Annotated in this window: 14 protein-coding genes; 6 read left to right on the top strand and 8 right to left on the bottom strand. The window is 32.9% G+C overall.

Annotation, left to right across the window (positions count from 1 at the left end):
- Positions 1-221 precede the first annotated feature (221 nt).
- Positions 222-2,675: an endopeptidase La gene (gene lon / locus B0A64_RS18155; RefSeq protein ID WP_089480915.1), complete on the bottom strand. Its 2,454-nt coding sequence runs from the start codon at positions 2,673-2,675 to the stop codon at positions 222-224.
- Positions 2,676-2,926: 251 nt separating this feature from the next.
- Positions 2,927-3,607 (bottom strand): hypothetical protein, encoded by a 681-nt coding sequence (locus B0A64_RS18150; protein ID WP_089480914.1) that lies wholly within the window; start codon positions 3,605-3,607, stop codon positions 2,927-2,929.
- A 252-nt stretch (positions 3,608-3,859) separates the two neighbouring features.
- On the opposite strand from B0A64_RS18150, the gene B0A64_RS18145 reads away from it, so the two are divergent.
- The 4 genes from B0A64_RS18145 (at position 3,860) to B0A64_RS18130 (ending at position 6,857) form a co-directional block, all read left to right on the top strand.
- Positions 3,860-4,414, top strand: coding sequence for an RNA polymerase sigma factor (locus tag B0A64_RS18145; RefSeq protein WP_089480913.1), 555 nt, complete (start codon positions 3,860-3,862; stop codon positions 4,412-4,414).
- Positions 4,415-4,504: 90 nt separating this feature from the next.
- On the top strand, positions 4,505-5,044 hold the full coding sequence (locus B0A64_RS18140; protein ID WP_089480912.1) for an anti-sigma factor: 540 nt from the start codon (positions 4,505-4,507) through the stop codon (positions 5,042-5,044).
- Positions 5,028-6,086, top strand: a complete 1,059-nt coding sequence (locus tag B0A64_RS18135) for a DUF4097 family beta strand repeat-containing protein (protein ID WP_089480911.1) — start codon at positions 5,028-5,030, stop codon at positions 6,084-6,086. Before B0A64_RS18140 ends, B0A64_RS18135 begins: the two co-directional genes overlap by 17 nt.
- Before the next feature lie 30 nt (positions 6,087-6,116).
- Entirely contained in the window at positions 6,117-6,857 is a 741-nt protein-coding gene (locus B0A64_RS18130) for a head GIN domain-containing protein (RefSeq protein ID WP_089480910.1), read from the top strand.
- 112 nt (positions 6,858-6,969) lie between these two features.
- Here B0A64_RS18130 and B0A64_RS18125 read toward each other — a convergent pair whose 3' ends face one another.
- The 6 genes from B0A64_RS18125 to B0A64_RS18100 form a co-directional block, all read right to left on the bottom strand.
- Entirely contained in the window at positions 6,970-8,268 is a 1,299-nt protein-coding gene (locus tag B0A64_RS18125; protein ID WP_089480909.1) for an MFS transporter, read from the bottom strand.
- A gap of 169 nt (positions 8,269-8,437) precedes the next feature.
- Entirely contained in the window at positions 8,438-9,250 is an 813-nt protein-coding gene (locus B0A64_RS18120) for a M48 family metallopeptidase (RefSeq protein ID WP_089480908.1), read from the bottom strand.
- 86 nt (positions 9,251-9,336) lie between these two features.
- The gene (locus tag B0A64_RS18115; RefSeq protein ID WP_089480917.1) at positions 9,337-11,736 is read right to left on the bottom strand and encodes a glycoside hydrolase family 31 protein; all 2,400 of its coding nucleotides are present in this window, start codon (positions 11,734-11,736) and stop codon (positions 9,337-9,339) included.
- A gap of 203 nt (positions 11,737-11,939) precedes the next feature.
- Complete coding sequence (glgB, locus tag B0A64_RS18110; protein ID WP_089480907.1) at positions 11,940-13,844, bottom strand: 1,4-alpha-glucan branching protein GlgB; 1,905 nt, start codon at positions 13,842-13,844, stop codon at positions 11,940-11,942.
- 37 nt (positions 13,845-13,881) lie between these two features.
- Positions 13,882-15,162, bottom strand: coding sequence for a glucose-1-phosphate adenylyltransferase (locus B0A64_RS18105; RefSeq protein WP_089480916.1), 1,281 nt, complete (start codon positions 15,160-15,162; stop codon positions 13,882-13,884).
- Positions 15,152-16,579, bottom strand: coding sequence for a glycogen synthase (locus B0A64_RS18100; protein ID WP_089480906.1), 1,428 nt, complete (start codon positions 16,577-16,579; stop codon positions 15,152-15,154). The genes B0A64_RS18105 and B0A64_RS18100 overlap by 11 nt, the downstream gene beginning before the upstream one ends.
- Before the next feature lie 137 nt (positions 16,580-16,716).
- Here B0A64_RS18100 and B0A64_RS18095 point away from each other — a divergent pair, with 137 nt between their 5' ends.
- Both B0A64_RS18095 and B0A64_RS18090 read left to right on the top strand, forming a co-directional pair.
- Entirely contained in the window at positions 16,717-17,583 is an 867-nt protein-coding gene (locus B0A64_RS18095) for an alpha/beta fold hydrolase (RefSeq protein ID WP_089480905.1), read from the top strand.
- 49 nt (positions 17,584-17,632) lie between these two features.
- Positions 17,633-18,277 (top strand): endonuclease III domain-containing protein, encoded by a 645-nt coding sequence (locus tag B0A64_RS18090; protein ID WP_089480904.1) that lies wholly within the window; start codon positions 17,633-17,635, stop codon positions 18,275-18,277.
- Positions 18,278-18,356 lie beyond the last annotated feature (79 nt).

Genomic DNA, 18,356 nt, shown 5'->3' with positions numbered 1-18,356 from the left:
GCTTTTGGGGCGATTCCTATATGGGAATAACGCAACTGCGAAGATAAAATTATATAAGTAATAAAATAATTTTAAAATTAAATTACGGTAAAAAAATTCCAATTATCTTATTGAAAGTAAATTTTAATAAAAAATCCAAATTCCAATCTGAAAAATATTCAGTTATTGAAATTTGGATTTTTACCCCGTAAATTTCGGGTTGGTCACTTGTATTAAAATTTTTATTTTAAAGTTTTAGCATTTTTAACACTTTGATCTGTCAATGCTAAGGCCAGAACTTCGCTCATTTCTTTTACATAGTAAAAAGTAAGACCTTCTAAGTATTCTGCTTTAATTTCATCAATATCACTTTTATTTTCATGACACAAAATAATCTCTTTAATATTAGCTCTTTTTGCTGCTAATATTTTTTCTTTAATACCTCCAACAGGTAAAACTTTGCCACGTAATGTAATCTCTCCTGTCATAGCCAGGCTTTTCTTCACTTTCTTTTGCGTTAACAAGGAAACCAAAGAAGTCAACATTGCTATACCGGCACTTGGTCCGTCTTTTGGCGTTGCTCCTTCAGGTACGTGCAAATGGATATTATATTTTTGAAAAAGCTCAACAGCTAATCCCAATTTTTTAGCATTAGCTTTAATGTATTCTAAAGCAATTGTTGCAGATTCTTTCATGACATTACCCAGATTTCCGGTAATGGTCAATGAACCTTTTCCTTCGGATATAAGGGATTCAATAAACAAAATATCACCACCTACACTAGTCCAGGCTAAACCTGTAACAACTCCGGCAACATCGTTGTTTTCATATTTATCACGCTCTAATCTTGGCACACCCAAAACTTTAACAATATCGTCGTCAGTTACTTTTTTGTTGTATTCCTCCTCCATTGCTACTGATTTTGCAGCATTACGAATAACCTGAGCTATTTTAGTTTCTAAATTACGAACACCGGATTCACGTGTATAACCTTCTACTATTTTTTCTAATTGTTTCTTTCCAATAACCAAATCTTTGGTTGTTAATCCGTGTGCTTCTAATTGCTTTGGAAAAAGATGTCTTTTGGCAATTTCTACTTTTTCTTCAATAGTATAACCTGACATTTTGATCACTTCCATTCTGTCACGCAATGCCGGCTGGATTGTTGCCATATTATTAGACGTAGCAATAAACATTACTTTAGATAAGTCATAACCCATCTCCAGGAAGTTGTCATAAAAAGCATTATTTTGTTCCGGATCTAAAACTTCCAGTAATGCCGAAGAAGGATCTCCGCTGTTACCACTCGAAAGCTTGTCTATTTCATCTAAAATAAAAACAGGGTTTGATGTTCCGGCTTTTTTCAAACTCTGAATAATTCTGCCTGGCATAGCACCAATATAGGTTTTTCTATGTCCGCGAATTTCGGCTTCGTCACGTAAACCACCCAAGGAAATACGCACATATTCACGCCCTAAAGCTTCGGCTACAGAACGACCAATAGAGGTTTTACCAACTCCCGGAGGACCTGTCAAACATATAATTGGCGATTTCATATCGTTACGAAGTTTTAATACAGCCAAATGTTCAATCATTCTTTTCTTAACTTCTTCAAGTCCAAAATGATCTTTATCTAATATTTTCTGAGCATGTTTTAAATCAAATTTATCTTTAGAATATTCGCCCCAGGGAAGTTCTAAAAATAATTCTAAATAATTACGCTGAATTCCAAAATCAGGCGATTGCGGATTCATACGACGCATTTTAGACAATTCTTTTTCGAAATGTTTCTGTGTCTTTTCGTCCCATTTTTTTGTTTTCGCCTTCTGCCCCATTTCGTCCATCTCTTCTTCCTGCGAAACGCCACCTAATTCTTCCTGAATGGTTTTCATCTGCTGATGAAGGAAATATTCGCGCTGTTGCTGGTCTAAATCAAAACGAACTTTTGACTGAATGTCATTTTTCAATTCTAATTTTTGCAACTCTACGTTCATGTAACGCAAAGTTTCTAGTGCTCTGTCTTTTAATCCGTTTATCGATAGTAAACCTTGTTTTTCTTTTACCGATAAATTCATGTTAGAAGACACAAAATTGATCAGGAAAGATTGGCTTTCAATGTTTTTAATCGCAAAAGTTGCTTCTGAAGGAATGTTTGGACTTTCTTTTATAATTTGAATTGCCAACTCTTTTACAGAATCCAAAATAGCTGTAAACTCAGTATCATTCTCATCCGGACGATCTTCTGATACTTCTTTAATAGTAGCTGTAATATAAGGCTCTTCTGAAGTGACCTGATCGATCTCAAAACGTTTTTTACCTTGCAAAATAACCGTAACATTTCCGTCAGGCATTTTTAGAACACGTAAAATTCTCGCTACGGTTCCTATTTTATGAATGTCATCTTTTGATGGATCTTCGTCTTCTTCATTGATTTGAGAAACAACACCAATAATTTTTCCGCCAGCATTGGCATCGTTTATTAGTTTAATCGATTTGTCTCTTCCTGCAGAAATAGGAATTACAACTCCCGGAAATAAAACGGTATTACGTAAAGGCAAAATAGGTAACGAAAGCGGAAGCTCTTCATTGTTCATTTCCTCCTCGTCCTCTGGTGTTAATAATGGAATCAATTCTGCTTCTGAATCAAATTCCTGAAGTGACAGATTGTCAATAGTAAGTATTTTATGGTTTGACATAATAGTATATAAGTCGTTTTGTCATTAATTTTTTAGCCCTAACCTTAAATCGAATCCCGGATATAGTCGTTTTTAATTAAACTACACTAAGTATTTCATTTATAAGATAAGCCGTAAAAATAGACAATCATTATGCCAAAAACAAAAAAGAAAGTTTTGAAATAAGATTTAATGATTTTTGATTTAATTTATGACAAGGACATAAAAAAACCCGAAATTATTTTCGGGTTTTAAACAACTAAATAAGTTTATTATTTTTTTACAACATAAGATTTCAAAACGCTTGATGTATTTCCTACAACAAATTTTATAACTCCAATATCTTTAGCCAACCAATATTCTGCATCAGAACTTGTTGCAGCCTGACCTTCAACTTTTAATTCCTGGCGAAATTTAAATTTTATAACATCATTATAAGTCACACCATTTACAACCACACTGGTAGCTTTGTCTAAGATTGTTCCAGTATAATTTACTGTCGATTTAATAGCGGGAAAACCTGCGAGACTAAATGAAGTTGTTTGTACAAAACTTCCTGTCCATGTTTTAGTTACCTCTAAATAATCTTTAAAAAAGATAAATTCATAACCAGAAGATGAACCTGTAATACCTTCGGCATAATTAAATTTAAGTTCATCTACTTTAATAGAATAATCTCCTTTTACTTTTTTTAGATAGACGGAACCAGTTCCTGTTACACCATCTCCTACTCCTGAAAATTGATCGAATTTAAAGTAATCATTGTCCGAAGAAATAATTTTCATCGTAACACTTTGACCGCTCTGATCTAAAACCCATTGATTGCCAATTGCAGTTGGCCAATAGTCTCCAGTTGAAGCTGCCGGAGCTTCATCAGAATCACTCGAACATGAATTTAATAAAAATAATGACATAAATAATGTCAAAACAATTGTGAATTTTAATTTTCTCATAGTTTTATATGTTTTGGTCTACCAAAAATAAAATATTTAATATTAAAATTTAGAAATTTTTAACAAAATATTTCTTAGACTAACAAAAACATTTAAATCATAAAAATAACAACTTAAGCAACTGAGAAACATTACATACATTAGCTTACAGTAATTTTAAATATTTTATTAAAAAAAATAAAAATTATTTTTTAGCAAAAGTGTAACATAACAAAAAAAACAAGGTCATTATAAAAAACTAGCAATCATTACTTGAGTATAACGAACCAAAATATCGAAGAATTAATCGCGCTTTGTAAAGAAAACAATCAAAAGGCACAATTTGAAGTTTACAATCGTTACAGTAAAGCCATGTACAATGTGGCCTACCGTATTGTAAAAGATGAACATTTTGCACAAGACGTCATGCAAGAAGGTTTCCTTAAGGCTTTTACAAAAATAAACGACTACAAACAAGAAGTGGCTTTTGGAGCATGGTTAAAAAAAATAATTGTCAATTACAGTATTGATTTTTATAAAAAAAATAATGCATTCCAAGTCGAAGATTTGAGCAAAACATTATATAAAATAGAAGAAAATGACAGCTTCTTTTCTGAAAACATAGATTTGAATTCCCTTAAGGTAAAACAAGTATTAGAAGTGATTTTAAGCCTGAAAGACAATTACAGAATGGTTCTCACACTATTTTACATTGAGGGTTATGATCAGGAAGAGATTAGCGAAATTTTAAACATTAGTTATGCTAATTGCAGGACAACATTAAGCAGGGCTAAAGAAGCTTTACGAAAAAAACTAGAGAGATTATGAAATCGCCAATAACAAAAAGTTTGTGTGCACAAACAGCAGTAAATAAAAAGGTGATAACTGATTTACCAGTAAAAAATAAATTTTAGATATATGAAAAAGGAAAATGACGATTTAGATCAATTATTCGAAAAATTTGAGAATCAGTGGGATGTCAAAAAAATGAATTCTGATCATCAGGTTGATTTTTTAAACAAATTAAATAAAAGGCAACCCAAGAAAAAGAATTATGCTGTTTGGGCAATTGCTGCATCAATTGTAGTGCTGCTGGGGGTATCTCTATTTTATAACAATAACGAGAAACCTAAAGAATTCAAGTTTGCATCGAAAGAAACAAAAAGAACCGATTCTATTTTTAGTATTTTGATTGATAATGAACTAATTAAATTAAAAGAAAAAAGTTCTCCGGAAAATGAACAAATAATCAATGACGCTCTAAAACAAATGAAAGTTTTTGATGCTGATTATGAGAAAATCCTCAAGGAGGTTCAGAAAAATGGCGAAAACAAACAAATTATTTATGCTATGATCAGCAACTTGCAAACCAGAATATCTTTTTTGCAAACGGTTTTGCAACGAATTGAAGAAAACGAAAAATTTACAAATACTACCACTCATGAAAAAACATTATAACTTATTAATCTTATTCTTTTTGATTCCTTTTTTAGGATTCTCAAATGATGATACTTATGTTTCGAAACAAAAAAATATCAAAAAAACCTACATCGTTAACTCAAATGCCGGAATTGATATTGATAACAAATACGGGAATATTACCATAAGTACATGGGACGAAGACAAAATCGATCTTGATATTACGATTAAAGTTTCCGGAGGAAACGAAGATTGGGTTAATCAAAAACTAAACAACATTGATGTTGATATTACGGCACTTAAGTCTATGGTATCAGCCGTTACCAATATTGGTAGCTCTTCCTTAAAAAGCAGAGGAAGCAGTAATAGTTTTGAAATCAATTATGTGATAAAAATTCCCAAAAACGGATCTGTAAAACTTAACAACAAGTACGGTGATATTACTACTCTAAACTTAGAATCCAGTACCGATATTGCCTGCAAATACGGTAAAATTATTCTGGGACAATTAAATGGTGCGAGTAATAGAATTGAAATTGGTTACAGTAAAAATTCAACGATAGATTATATTAAAAGCGGTAATATTGAAGCCCGTTATTCAAGTATAAAAATCAACGAATCCGGAAATTTAAATCTTGATGCAAATTATAGTGATGTATCGTTACAGGAAGGACAAAACATAAAATATCAAGGAAGTTACGGAAAATTTAAATTTCAAAAAATAAATTCACTTGTGGGTACAGGAAACTATCTGACAGTTGCCATTGCAGAAATTTCGAAAGATTTAAGCATCGATGCTACTTATTCTAAAATTAATGTAGAATCGCTTAATGAAAAACCCAAAAATGTAAATATTAACACAGGATATACCAATGTATCATTAGGTTATAGTACCAACTACGCTTTTGATTTTGATATTAATACAAAATACGGAAGTATTAAAAACGATAGTTCATTGGAGGTTTCAGTTAGTGAAATTAAAAATAATTCTAAAAAAATAAGCGGTTATAATAAGAAAAAAGGACAAAGTAAAGTCATAATCAATTCTAATTATGGAAATGTAATCTTAATCAAAAAGTAAAATCAATCAAAAACAATAAATCAATCAACAATGAAAAAATCAATTCAATTATTCGTTTACGGAGCATTTTTAATAAGTACTATTGGTACTGCACAATGGTCATCAAATGATAAAAATAAAATAAAAGGAAATGGGTCTGTAGTTTCTGATACCAGAACAACAGCTGATTACGATGCTATAAAGATTTCAGGCTCTTTTGATGTGGATTTGGTAGCGGGAAAAGAAGGAAAAATTATCCTTAAAGGGGAAGAAAATTTATTATCTGCTGTAAAAGTGGTTGTGGAAGATAATACTCTGAAAATTTATGTAGAAAAGAATGCAAACATTCGACCAAGTCTTGGTAAAAAAATTCAGATTACGATTCCGTTCGAAAAAATATCCGAAGTAAGTTTGACTGGTTCCGGAGATGTGCAATCAAAAGATACCATTAAAAACGATAAATTTCTCGCAAAACTATCGGGTACAGGAAACTTTAATCTGGCTGTAGATTCAAATAATCTGGAGTTAAGTTTAAGCGGCTCAGGAAATGTACATTTAAAAGGAAATACAGATAACTTTACCACCAAACTTTCAGGTTCAGGAGATGTTGACGCTTCTAATCTAAAATCCAAAAATGTTGATGTAAATGTTTCGGGATCAGGAAATAGCCGTGTTAACTGCAACGAAAGTCTTACTGCGAGAGTTTCTGGCTCCGGAGATATTAAATACACTGGAAATCCTGAAAAACGCGATGTAAAAGTTTCGGGTTCAGGAAATATTTCAAAAGCATAATTATTTTCTTAGAGCTTCAAACGAGTAAAACTAATAAGCTACAATCATCAATCAAATAATAAAACTTGTCCTATTTGTGACAACCTAAATCTCCAAAAAGGCACTTTATAAATTAAAGCGCCTTTTTTGGTATTCTTCTCAAAAGGAAAACACCAATTGCAAAGAATAGTGCAAGAATAACAATTGCAAATCTTGGACTTCCGGTAATTTGATCAATTATTCCGTAAACACACATACCTATTACAATTCCTATTTTTTCTGCCACATCATAGAAGCTGAAAAAAGATGCCGTATCCTCTGTCTCCGGCAATAATTTAGAATAAGTAGAACGCGATAATGCCTGAATTCCTCCCATAACAAATCCTATTAAAGTTGCCATGACATAAAAATGAATTGGTAATGTTATAAAATAAGCAAGTATACAAAGCACTACCCAAATACAATTTATGACAACCAATGTTGGAATATTTCCAAATTTAGCTGATGCTCTCGAAGTTAAAACCGCACCAATTATGGCTACTAATTGTATTAATAAAATACATATTATCAGACCTGATGTGCTTTCACTTTCCGAAGACCATTTAATTTCCTGCGCTCCAAAGTAAGTTGCTACAATCATTACTGTTTGTACTGCCATACTATAAACAAAAAAGCTCCCCAGATATCGCTTTAAAGAAATATTCTCTTCAAGTAATTTCCATACTTTTTGTAACTCTTTAAAACCATTAAAAATTACATCTTTAGTTACTTTCTGATCCGTAGTTTTGTTTCCTTTTGGTAAATAATAATAGGTGTATTGACTAAAAAGAATCCACCAGATACCTACCATTAAAAAGGAATATCTCATGGCTTCAACTTTGGCTACTCCACCTTCGGCACCCATGATCATTACTAAGTTGATCACTAATAAAACAACACTGCCTACGTATCCTAACGAGTATCCTTTGGCACTCAGTTTATCTTGCTGTTCCGGAAAAGCAATGTCTGGCAAATAAGAGTTATAAAAAACCAAACTTCCCCAGAAACCAATCAATCCTAAAAAGTAAAAAAGTAAACCTACGTAAATATTTTCAAGAGTAAACCAATACAATCCCATGCAGGATAAAGCTCCCATGTAACAAAAGAATTTCATAAAGGACTTCTTGTTACCTACATAATCAGCAATACCGGATAACAAAGGAGAAATAAAAGCAACTATTAGAAATGCAGCAGCAGTAACAAAACTAATTAAAGCTGAGTTTTTAAGATTCATTCCAAAAACATCAATATAATGATCTCTTTCAGAAAATAAAGCCTCATAAAAAATTGGAAAAACAGCTGATGAAATAACTAATGGATAAACTGAATTTGCCCAATCATAAAATGCCCAAGCGTTTAATAATTTTTTATCTCCTTTTTGTAAATCTTTCATATAAATGGTTTTGTTAACAGGCTACGAATTTATTTAATTTTTATCATAATCAAATAGTATTTTGACAAATCGTGTATTAATAAATTATAAACAATTTAAAACAGTGTTTACATAAAAAAAGCTATCCTTTTTAGAATAGCTTTCCTTGTATTGTTTACTTCTTACATTTTTATTTTATAATTCCAACTTTAAGTGCTGTTGCTCTTGCCTCAGGAATCAATGATTTTAAATTTGCAATTCTTGTAGCATCAGACGGGTGTGTACTCATAAATTCAGGTGTTCCCGCAGCCCCGGATTTAGCAGACATTCTGGTCCAGAAAGAAATAGCATCATCAGGATTGTAACCGGCAATTGCCATCAATGTTAGTCCAATTTTATCTGCTTCACTTTCGTTACTTCTACTAAACGGAAGCATTACTCCTACTTCAGATCCAACTCCGTAAGCTTGTGCAAATATTTGTCTGGTCATATCAGATTTTGCACTTGTAGCAGCATCCAAAGCTGCACTACCAATTTGTTGCAATTGTGCTGCACTCATTCTTTGTGCACCATGATTGGCTAATGCGTGCGAAACTTCATGACCCATAACAGTAGCCAGACCAGATTCATTTTGAGTTACCGGAAGAATTCCAGAATAAACTACAATTTTTCCTCCGGGCATACACCAGGCATTTACCTCTTTGTTGTCTACCAGTTTGTACTCCCAACGGTAATCATTTAAATATTGTGACTGACCTAAAAAAGTCAAATATTTTTCGGCAGCTTTTCTTATTTTTATTCCTACGTTTTCTACCAATTTTGCATCAGTAGTTCCCGTAATTACTTTGTTTTCTGCTATAAAAGTACTGTATTGCTGAAACGAAGAGGGAAACAATTCACTGTTCGAAACAAAATTCAGATTCTTCTTCCCTGTTACAGGATTTGTAGCACAACCACTGAACAAAATAGCTGCAAAAATTCCTAATATTAAATGTTTTTTCATGATAATTATTTTTTAAACACACACAAAAATACAATTATTATTATTTTATATTTTATATAATTTTTTAATATTTTATCAGAATTTACTTATTCTCCAATAATATGAAGTTCATTGAACTCTTTATCAACAAGTAAGAAATGATTCTCCTCGAAAGCAATTTTATCAAAGACAACTTTTTCGTTGTCGATTTCAATCTCAGTTACGGTAAAAGGCAATCCAATTAAGTTTATTTTGTATTTTGTATAAGGAGTATCATACTTTCCGTCTTTATGAAGCTGGATAATTAATTCTTTTTCTTTACCAATGGTTTTAAAAGACAAAAAGCTATAACGTCCTTTTTTGTAATCGTAGCCATCTTGTGCGTCCTCATAAACAACTGATTTTTCTTTTCCGTTTTTATAGTATAAATCAAGCGTTAATTCATCAAATTCAAGTTCACCTACATATTGCTGAACCGGATATTTTGGGATTATAGCTCCTGCTTTTATAAAAAGTGGAATTTCATCAAATTTGGTATCAACCCATACTTCTCTTCCTCCTATAGCCAATTCATTTGTCCAGTAGTTATACCATTGTCCTCTTGGGATATACATACGTCTACCTACAGCGTTAGGTTCAAGAATTGGACAAACTAATATTTGATTTCCAAAAATAAATTCATCATTTCTGTAATGCGTTTGTGTATCTTCCTGATCGTAATAAACCAACGGTTTTAGCATTGGGATTCCCTCTTCTATATATTGCCAGAACATGGTATATAAATAGGGTAATAATTGATAGCGCAGGCTTACAAACTTACGTGTGATATTAATTACTTCTTCATCAAAAGCCCAAGGTTCCTGATTACCGTGATCTCCGGACGAATGCGTCCTGCAAAACGGATGAAAAACTCCTAACTGAATCCAGCGTGCATATAATTCTCCTGTAGGCTGCTCTGCAAAACCACCAATATCAGATCCCGTAAAACCCATTCCTGAAATACTCATTCTTTGCACCTGAATGTTTGCGATCCACAAATGTTCCCAGGTTGCTACGTTATCTCCCGTCCAGGACGAAGTATAGCGTTGCGCTCCTGAATAAGCAGATCTTGTAATCACAAATGGACGTTTAGGATACGTAAAACGTTTTACACCATGATACGTTGCCCTTGCCATTTGTGTACCATAAATGTTGTGTGCTTTTCTATGACTACAAGGATTTCCGTCGTAAAAATGACGAACATCCATCGGGAAAGTTTTATTGGGTACCTCCATAACAGCAGGCTCATTCATATCATTCCAAACTCCTTTTACTCCAATGTCTGAAATCAATTCTTTAAATAATCCTGCCCACCATTCTCTAACTACGGGATTTGTATAATCCGGAAAATTACATTCGCCTGGCCAGACTTTACCTTTCATATATGGACCATCGGCTCTTTTGCAGAAATAATCTTTTTCAAGAGCTTCTTTATAAACCCAGTAATCTTTATCAATTTTAATTCCCGGATCAATGATAACAACTGTTTTAAAACCATCTTCGGCTAATTCAGCAACCATTCGTTTGGGGTCCGGAAAATAGTTTTTATTCCAGGTAAAACATCGAAACCCTTCCATGTAGTCTATATCCAGATAAATGGCGTCACACGGAATTTTTAATTCTCTAAATTTTGAGGTAATTTCTTTGACTTTGCTTTCCGGATAATAACTCCATTTGCATTGATGATACCCTAAAACCCAAAGAGGAGGAAGTTCCGGTTTACCTGTCAAATCTGTATAGGTCGTAACCACATCCTGCATTTGTGGACCATAAATAAAGTAGTAATTCATTTCGCCACCTTCGGCCCAAAAACTGGTTACGTTTCTTCTTTCCTGACAAAAATCAAAGAAAGTTCTAAAAGTATTGTCAAAGAAAATTCCGTAAGAATGTTTGTTCTGTAATCCAATATAAAAAGGAACTACTTTATATAGAGGGTCCTGCTCTTTTTGATAAGCATATTGATCTGTAGCAAAATTTTCTAATCTTTTGCCTTTTAAATTCATTTGTGTGGCTTTGTCCCCAAGACCGTAAAAACATTCTCCATCTTTTGATGATTTACTCATTTTTACAATATTGCCACCATATTCATAACTTTCTTCCCAATGAAAACCAAGCTCATCCTCAAGAATCAAAAGATCATTTAAATCATAAATCGATAAACGAAGATCTGATTTCTGAATCTTACATTTTACTTTGCTGGTTTTAATCTGAAAATAAGTTTCTTCTTCTGTAAGTTCCAGAACATTGTAACCGTGAAGTTGCGTTTTATCAATTGCATACGAAAAATCATTACTAAAATAGCCTTTTGTTGTAAAACGAAACCGGATTAAACTGTCTCTAAGAATAGTAACTTTTAAGATTACTTTATTATCTGTATTAAAAAAAAACGAATCGCCCTCATGTTCGTATGAGACAATTTTTGATGGATATAAATCGCCTTTGTATTCTAATGATGTATTTGTAATCATATCGCTAAATGAATTAATTATAATAACGCTAATCTCTCTTTCAAACATACAAAAAAACCACTTAAAGCTATATCAATATAAGGTTTATTCACGAAAACGTTTTTTATGAATGAGTGCTAAAATAGACAGCATAAAACAAACAATTCGATAATTTAAAATCCTTAAAATGATAAATTTGCATTGCTAAAATTACTTGCGGTTTTTTACACAAAAGAATAAACAGTAACACTTAAAGGAGGCAAAATTAATGCGACAGAATAGTCTCTGCCATCGTAAGGTTTTACCTCTATTTTTATAATTTTAGGATTTCCAAGTCCACTACCTCCATAAATAACAGCATCACTATTAAAAATCTCTTCCAATTTGCCTTTTTGTGGAATCCCTATTCTATAATTCTCCCTAACTACCGGAGTAAAATTACAAACCACCACAATATTTTCTTTGGCATTATTTCCTTTCCTGATATAGGATAAGACTGCATTTTGATGATCTGAATAATTGATCCATTCAAAACCTTCTGCTGTAAATTGTTTCTCATATAACGCCGGACGAGATTTATATAAGTGATTTAAATCTGTAATTACTTTTTTTATGCCCAAGTGATAGTCATATTGTAATAAATGCCAATCTAAACTTTTTTCAAAATTCCATTCATCACTTTGTCCGAACTCAGAACCCATAAAAAGTAATTTAGTACCGGGATGCGTAAACATATAGCCGTATAGCAATCTTAAATTGGCAAATTTCTGCCATTCATCACCAGGCATTTTATTAGCAATAGATTTTTTGCCGTAAACCACTTCGTCATGCGAAAACGGAAGCATAAAATTCTCCGTAAAAGCATACGTCATCGAAAAAGTCAAATCATTCTGATGGTATTTTCTATAAACAGTTTCTTTTTGAAAGTATTTTAAAGTATCATGCATCCAGCCCATCATCCATTTCATTCCAAAACCCAAACCTCCGGTAAATGTAGGGCGAGATACCATTGGAAATGATGTACTTTCTTCTGCAATAGTCTGAACTCCATCAAAATTAGCATAGATTACTTCGTTGAACTCTTTAAGAAAGCTAATCGTATCCAGGTTTTCTCTTCCGCCATAAATATTAGGTTCCCACTCACCCTCTTTTCTGGAATAATCAAGGTACAACATCGAAGCCACGGCATCTACACGCAAACCATCAATATGATAATGCTGCAACCAGAAAACAGCATTGCTTATTAAAAAAGCCCGAACCTCATTGCGTCCGTAATTAAAAACTAAACTTTTCCAATCCGGATGATATCCTTTTCTGCGATCCGGATGCTCATACAAATGCGATCCGTCAAAATACCCTAATCCATGTGCATCATCAGGAAAATGAGACGGTACCCAATCTAAGATCACCCCAATACCAGCCTGATGCAACTTATCTACCAAAACCATAAAATCCTGTGGTTTCCCAAATCGGGAAGTTGGAGCAAAATACCCCGTTAGCTGATATCCCCACGACGGATCATACGGATATTCCATCACGGGCATAAATTCGACATGTGTAAAACCTGTTTCCTTTACATAATTTACCAAATCATCTGCAAGTTCTAAGTAGGTTAAAAATCGATTATGATCACCACGTTTCCACGAACCTAAATGTACTTCATAGACAGCATAAGGTTTGTCTAAACCATTATGATCCGCACGAGATTGCATCCATCTTTCGTCTTTCCAGTTATAATCCAGATCCCAGACAACCGAAGCTGTATGAGGTGGTTTTTCGCAATATAAAGAGAACGGATCTGCTTTTTCGGTTATAATGCCGTCAATATTAGACTGAATTTTATATTTATAAAGAGCTCCTTTTTCAACACCCGGAATAAATCCTTCCCAGATTCCGGAAGAATCCCAACGTACCTGCAATAAATGTTTGCCTTGTGTCCAATAATTAAAATCACCAACAACTGATACAGATTGAGCCGTTGGAGCCCAAACCGCAAAATAAACGCCTTTTAATCCGTTAACTTCAGCCAAATGCGCTCCTAATTTTTCATATAACCTGAAGTGCTTTCCTGCTTTGAATAAATCAATATCAAATTCGGTAAATAGAGAATGCGTGATAACTTTATTCATATTTGGATTTTAAGGCAATAATTATATTTAAATCTTTTTATTCTATTCTAAAATTATCCGACAGGACAACTCCTTTTTTAATAACAACAATTCCGTCTTTTATACTGTATAATTCGTTTGTAAAATTATCCAGATGTTTTCCTCCATTAATATGAACATTATTTCCTATGCGAACGTTTTTATCTACTAAAACATTTTTAATAAAACAATTTTCACCAATACCAACATGAATTTTATTGATACTGCTTTCCTGATTCATTTCATCTAAATCCTGATAAAAATCGTTACCCATAACATAACAATTTTCTAATATTGTACCCACTCCAATTCTGGAACGAATACCAATTACCGAGCTTTTAATTTCTTTGGCATTAATAATACAGCCTTCAGAAATTAAGGATTGATTTATAATTGAATTTCTAAATTTTGACGGCGGTAGTAATCTTGGTCTTGTAAAAATCTTATTGTCGTTATCAAACAAATTAAATTCCGGGATATCAGCCGTTAATCCAATATTTGCTTCAAAAAAAGATTCTATGTTTCCAATATCTGTCCAATACCCTTCGTACTGGTAACTCAAAATTTTATGTTTTCCAACGGCTTGCGGAATAATCTCTTTACCAAAATCTTTGGTTTCCGGATCTGACATTAAATCTTCTAATAACTGACGGTTAAAAATATAAATTCCCATTGAGGCCAAATACTTTTTACCTTTTTCCTGCATGTGCTCGCTTACCTCAGATTCCCATTGAGGCAAAAGTGATGCATCTGGTTTTTCTATAAAAGCTTCAACAAAACTTTCATGACACGTTTTCAGAATTCCAAATTCAGGTGCATCTTTAGCATTAACAGGCAAAGTTGCAATAGAAATAGCAGCATCAGCAGCAATATGAGCTTCGAGCATTTCGTTAAAATCCATTTGGTACAACTGATCTCCTGATAAAATCAAAGCATGATCAAAGTCGTGTTTTAAAAAATGCGACATACATTGTCGAACAGCGTCTGCGGTACCCTGAAACCAGGTTGGATTATCCGGTGTCTGTTCTGCTGCCAGAATATCAACAAATGACTGACTAAAAATACTAAAATTAAAAGTGTTTTTAATATGTGCGTTTAATGATGCAGAGTTGAATTGTGTCAGTACAAATATTTTAAAAATATCAGAGTTAATACAGTTCGAAATAGGAATATCAACTAATCTGTATTTTCCTCCGATTGGCACAGCCGGTTTTGATCTGGTTTCTGTTAACGGAAACAAACGTGAACCTTGTCCTCCTCCTAAAATAATGGCAACTACATTTTTCTTTTTAAATTTCATTTTTCTCAATTATTAAGGTGTATATGTCGATATATTCTTGGCAAACGCTCTCCCAGGAATGGTCAATTGCCATTGCTCTTTTTATTATCTTATTGAAATTTATCTTATCATCATACAATTTTACGGCACGATTTATAGAATAGCAAATATCTCCCACTGAAGCCTGATCGTGACAAATTCCGTTTCCATTGTCGCCAAAATCTACTACTGTATCCCGCAAACCACCCGTTCGTCTCACGATAGGAACCGTACCGTAACGCAAAGCATACATCTGGTTTAATCCGCATGGTTCTACTCGCGATGGCATTAAAATATAATCTGAACCTGCATAAATCAAATGTGCCAATTCTTCGTTATATCCAATAAAAACGTTGTAATTACCATTATAATCCTTTCGCAACTGGGTCAACTGTTCTTCGATAGCTGAATTACCAGATCCTAAAATCAAAATATTGATATTTTCAAAATTTTCAGATAATGCCAATGCCGAAGCCTGAGGCAATAAATCACCCCCTTTTTCCTCAAATAAACGACCAATAAAACTAAAGAGAGGTTTTGCAGGATCTAATTCAAACTGCTCGCAAAGTTTCTCTTTATTCAACTGCTTACCAACTTCAAAGGTCTCTATCGAAAAATTCTCCGCAATCATTTTATCAGTATCCGGATTCCATACTTCAATATCAATTCCGTTTAAAATTCCTTTTGATTTATTTCTGACTGAATTAAATAATTCTTCCAAACCATTTGCCGAAATATTAATTTCATCCAGATAACTTGGTGAAACGGTCGTAACAGCTTGTGCACACTTTACTCCTACCGCTAAAGAATTAAGAGAATTATTCCACTCTAAAAAACCAACATGGCGTAAATCAAATTCCGGTAAATAATGTAATTTATCAAAACCAAACCATCCCTGATACAAACCGTTATGGATGGTAAGAACAGTTTTGATAGTTCTTAAAGGTTCGTATTTATAAGCGTATTTTACGAGAAACGGAATTAATCCGGTATGATGATCATGACAGTTAATAATACCAGGAACTGTCTTGCGTGTAGAGATCCAATCTAAAGTGGCGATCTGAAAGGATAAAAACCGTTCGATATCATCTTCATATCCATATACATTTGAACGATTGAATAATTCATTAATTTCAATTAGATATAGTTCGTAGCCTAGCTTATCTGTATTTTCTTTTAAAACATTAAATTGAAAATCAAAATTTCCCAGTTTTACAGTTCCTGAATGAACGCATTCAAAATCATTTTCATTTTTAAATTTAGTATCATAGCCAGGAACAACAACACAAACCTGATGACCTGCATTTCTTTGATATTTAGGTAATGCACCTACAACATCTGCCAGACCACCAACTTTTGCCATAGGATAGCATTCTGCACTAATATGAAATATTTCCATTTAAAATTTATAAGCGTATTATTAAAATTAATTTGTGAACTATTTTTTTAGTAGACGTTCATTAAAATCCTACTTTTATGTTTCCTAAATTTAGGAAAAAATAAGTAAAATTAAGAGCTCAAAGAAAATTTATCAAAATGGCAAAAAAGAATACAAATCCTACACAATCTTTAAAAATTCCGCGGATTATTATATTATCCAGCAAGATACTTGCTTTTTTCTCTTTAAAATTAGTTACTGTATTTGCTGCCAGGCTTTTTACAACACCTATAAAACATAAGGTACCCAAACGAGAGTTTGAAATGGATCAGAAAAGTATCAAAAGTAAAATCCTGGTTCCTGCAATTGATAAAAGTATAATTGTTTACGAGTATGGAAAAAGCGATCACAAAATTTTATTGGTTCATGGCTGGTCCGGAAGAGGAACGCAATTGTTTAAAATTGCCGATGAGCTTTTAAAAAACGGATATTCAGTGGTCAGTTTTGATGCTCCTGCACATGGAAAATCAGATGGTAAAACTACCATAATGTCTGAATTTATATATTCAATCCTGGAGATTGAAAAAAAATATGGCCCTTTTGAAAATATAATAGGACACTCTTTAGGAGGAATGTCTGTTTTGAACGCCATTAAAGACGGATTGCAAGTAAAAAAAGCAGTAATTATTGGCAGTGGAGACATTGTACAGGATATTTTAGATGAATTTGTTTCTAAGTTAGGTCTGAAGCCCAAAATTAGCGAGAGGTTACGAGATCGCTTTGAAAATAAATACAAAGTAAAGATGGATGATTTTTCTGCTTACAAAGCAGCTCAAAAAGTTGAAATTCCTGTTTTAGTAATTCATGACAAAGATGATCCGGAAGTTCCGGCAACAGCAGGAATCCATATCCATAAAAATTTACAAAACGGAAGTCTCTTTTTAACTGAAGGTTTAGGACATAGAAAAGTACTTGGAAATCAAAATGTGATTAAAAAAATTCTGGATTTTATCCAAAATACTTAACTTTATTAGCGTTATATCTCTTCTTAATTAAAATTTAAAGAAAACCAAAATGGATTTATTTGGAGAAACATTAGATTGGGAAACTAAATTAGAGCCCATTCTAAAAAAGTACAAAGGAAAAAAGCATCCTTTAGAATATCATAATACCTATCAATTGCTTGTTATGGTGGTTTTATCCGCACAGGATTCAGATGCCAATATAAATAACGTAGCACCTCCTTTATTCGAAAAATTCCCAACTCTTGAAAGTCTGTCTAAAACTAACTTAGAAAATTTTCTGCCTTATATAACCAAAGTTCGAAATTATCCAACAAAAGCACAATGGCTGTTGGAAATTGCCAAAACGATTCAAAATGATACCAATATTCCTTTAACAATGCAAGGATTAACAGCACTAAAAGGAATTGGTCGAAAATCAGCCAATGTTATCTTAAGAGAAAACAATAAAACTGCAGAAGGTATCATTGCAGATTTACATGTTATCAGGGTTGCACCCAGAATTGGGATTATAAAAGAAAGTAAAGATGGAAATAAAGTCGAAAAAGATCTTATGCAAGTATTGTCAAAATCCATTTGGAATGAGATTGGAATGGCGCTTTCATTTTTAGGTCGTGAAACCTGTAGGCCAAAACCCAAATGTGACGAATGTTTATTGGCAGATGTTTGTCATTACTATCTAACTGAAGTTATTTAAAATTGTTTCAGAAGCTTTTGTATCCTTATGGCTAAAGCAGTAAAGCAAAAAACTGTTATAAACAAAAAATCCCCATCAA

It is taken from the genome of Flavobacterium araucananum, from assembly GCF_002222055.1.
Classification (GTDB): Bacteria; Bacteroidota; Bacteroidia; order Flavobacteriales; family Flavobacteriaceae; genus Flavobacterium; species Flavobacterium araucananum.
The sequence above is the reverse complement of the archived record's forward strand: the minus strand, read 5'-3'. Positions and strand labels throughout refer to the sequence as shown.

What these genes read in the sequence shown, in the direction of transcription:
- lon (WP_089480915.1), bottom strand. Translation starts at nt 2,675, where the DNA reads ATGTCAAACCATAAAATACTTACTATTGACAATCTGTCACTTCAGGAA.
- B0A64_RS18150 (WP_089480914.1), bottom strand. Translation starts at nt 3,607, where the DNA reads ATGAGAAAATTAAAATTCACAATTGTTTTGACATTATTTATGTCATTA.
- B0A64_RS18140 (WP_089480912.1), top strand. Translation starts at nt 4,505, where the DNA reads ATGAAAAAGGAAAATGACGATTTAGATCAATTATTCGAAAAATTTGAG.
- B0A64_RS18135 (WP_089480911.1), top strand. Translation starts at nt 5,028, where the DNA reads ATGAAAAAACATTATAACTTATTAATCTTATTCTTTTTGATTCCTTTT.
- B0A64_RS18130 (WP_089480910.1), top strand. Translation starts at nt 6,117, where the DNA reads ATGAAAAAATCAATTCAATTATTCGTTTACGGAGCATTTTTAATAAGT.
- B0A64_RS18125 (WP_089480909.1), bottom strand. Translation starts at nt 8,268, where the DNA reads ATGAAAGATTTACAAAAAGGAGATAAAAAATTATTAAACGCTTGGGCA.
- B0A64_RS18120 (WP_089480908.1), bottom strand. Translation starts at nt 9,250, where the DNA reads ATGAAAAAACATTTAATATTAGGAATTTTTGCAGCTATTTTGTTCAGT.
- B0A64_RS18115 (WP_089480917.1), bottom strand. Translation starts at nt 11,736, where the DNA reads ATGATTACAAATACATCATTAGAATACAAAGGCGATTTATATCCATCA.
- glgB (WP_089480907.1), bottom strand. Translation starts at nt 13,844, where the DNA reads ATGAATAAAGTTATCACGCATTCTCTATTTACCGAATTTGATATTGAT.
- B0A64_RS18105 (WP_089480916.1), bottom strand. Translation starts at nt 15,162, where the DNA reads ATGAAATTTAAAAAGAAAAATGTAGTTGCCATTATTTTAGGAGGAGGA.
- B0A64_RS18100 (WP_089480906.1), bottom strand. Translation starts at nt 16,579, where the DNA reads ATGGAAATATTTCATATTAGTGCAGAATGCTATCCTATGGCAAAAGTT.
- B0A64_RS18095 (WP_089480905.1), top strand. Translation starts at nt 16,717, where the DNA reads ATGGCAAAAAAGAATACAAATCCTACACAATCTTTAAAAATTCCGCGG.
- B0A64_RS18090 (WP_089480904.1), top strand. Translation starts at nt 17,633, where the DNA reads ATGGATTTATTTGGAGAAACATTAGATTGGGAAACTAAATTAGAGCCC.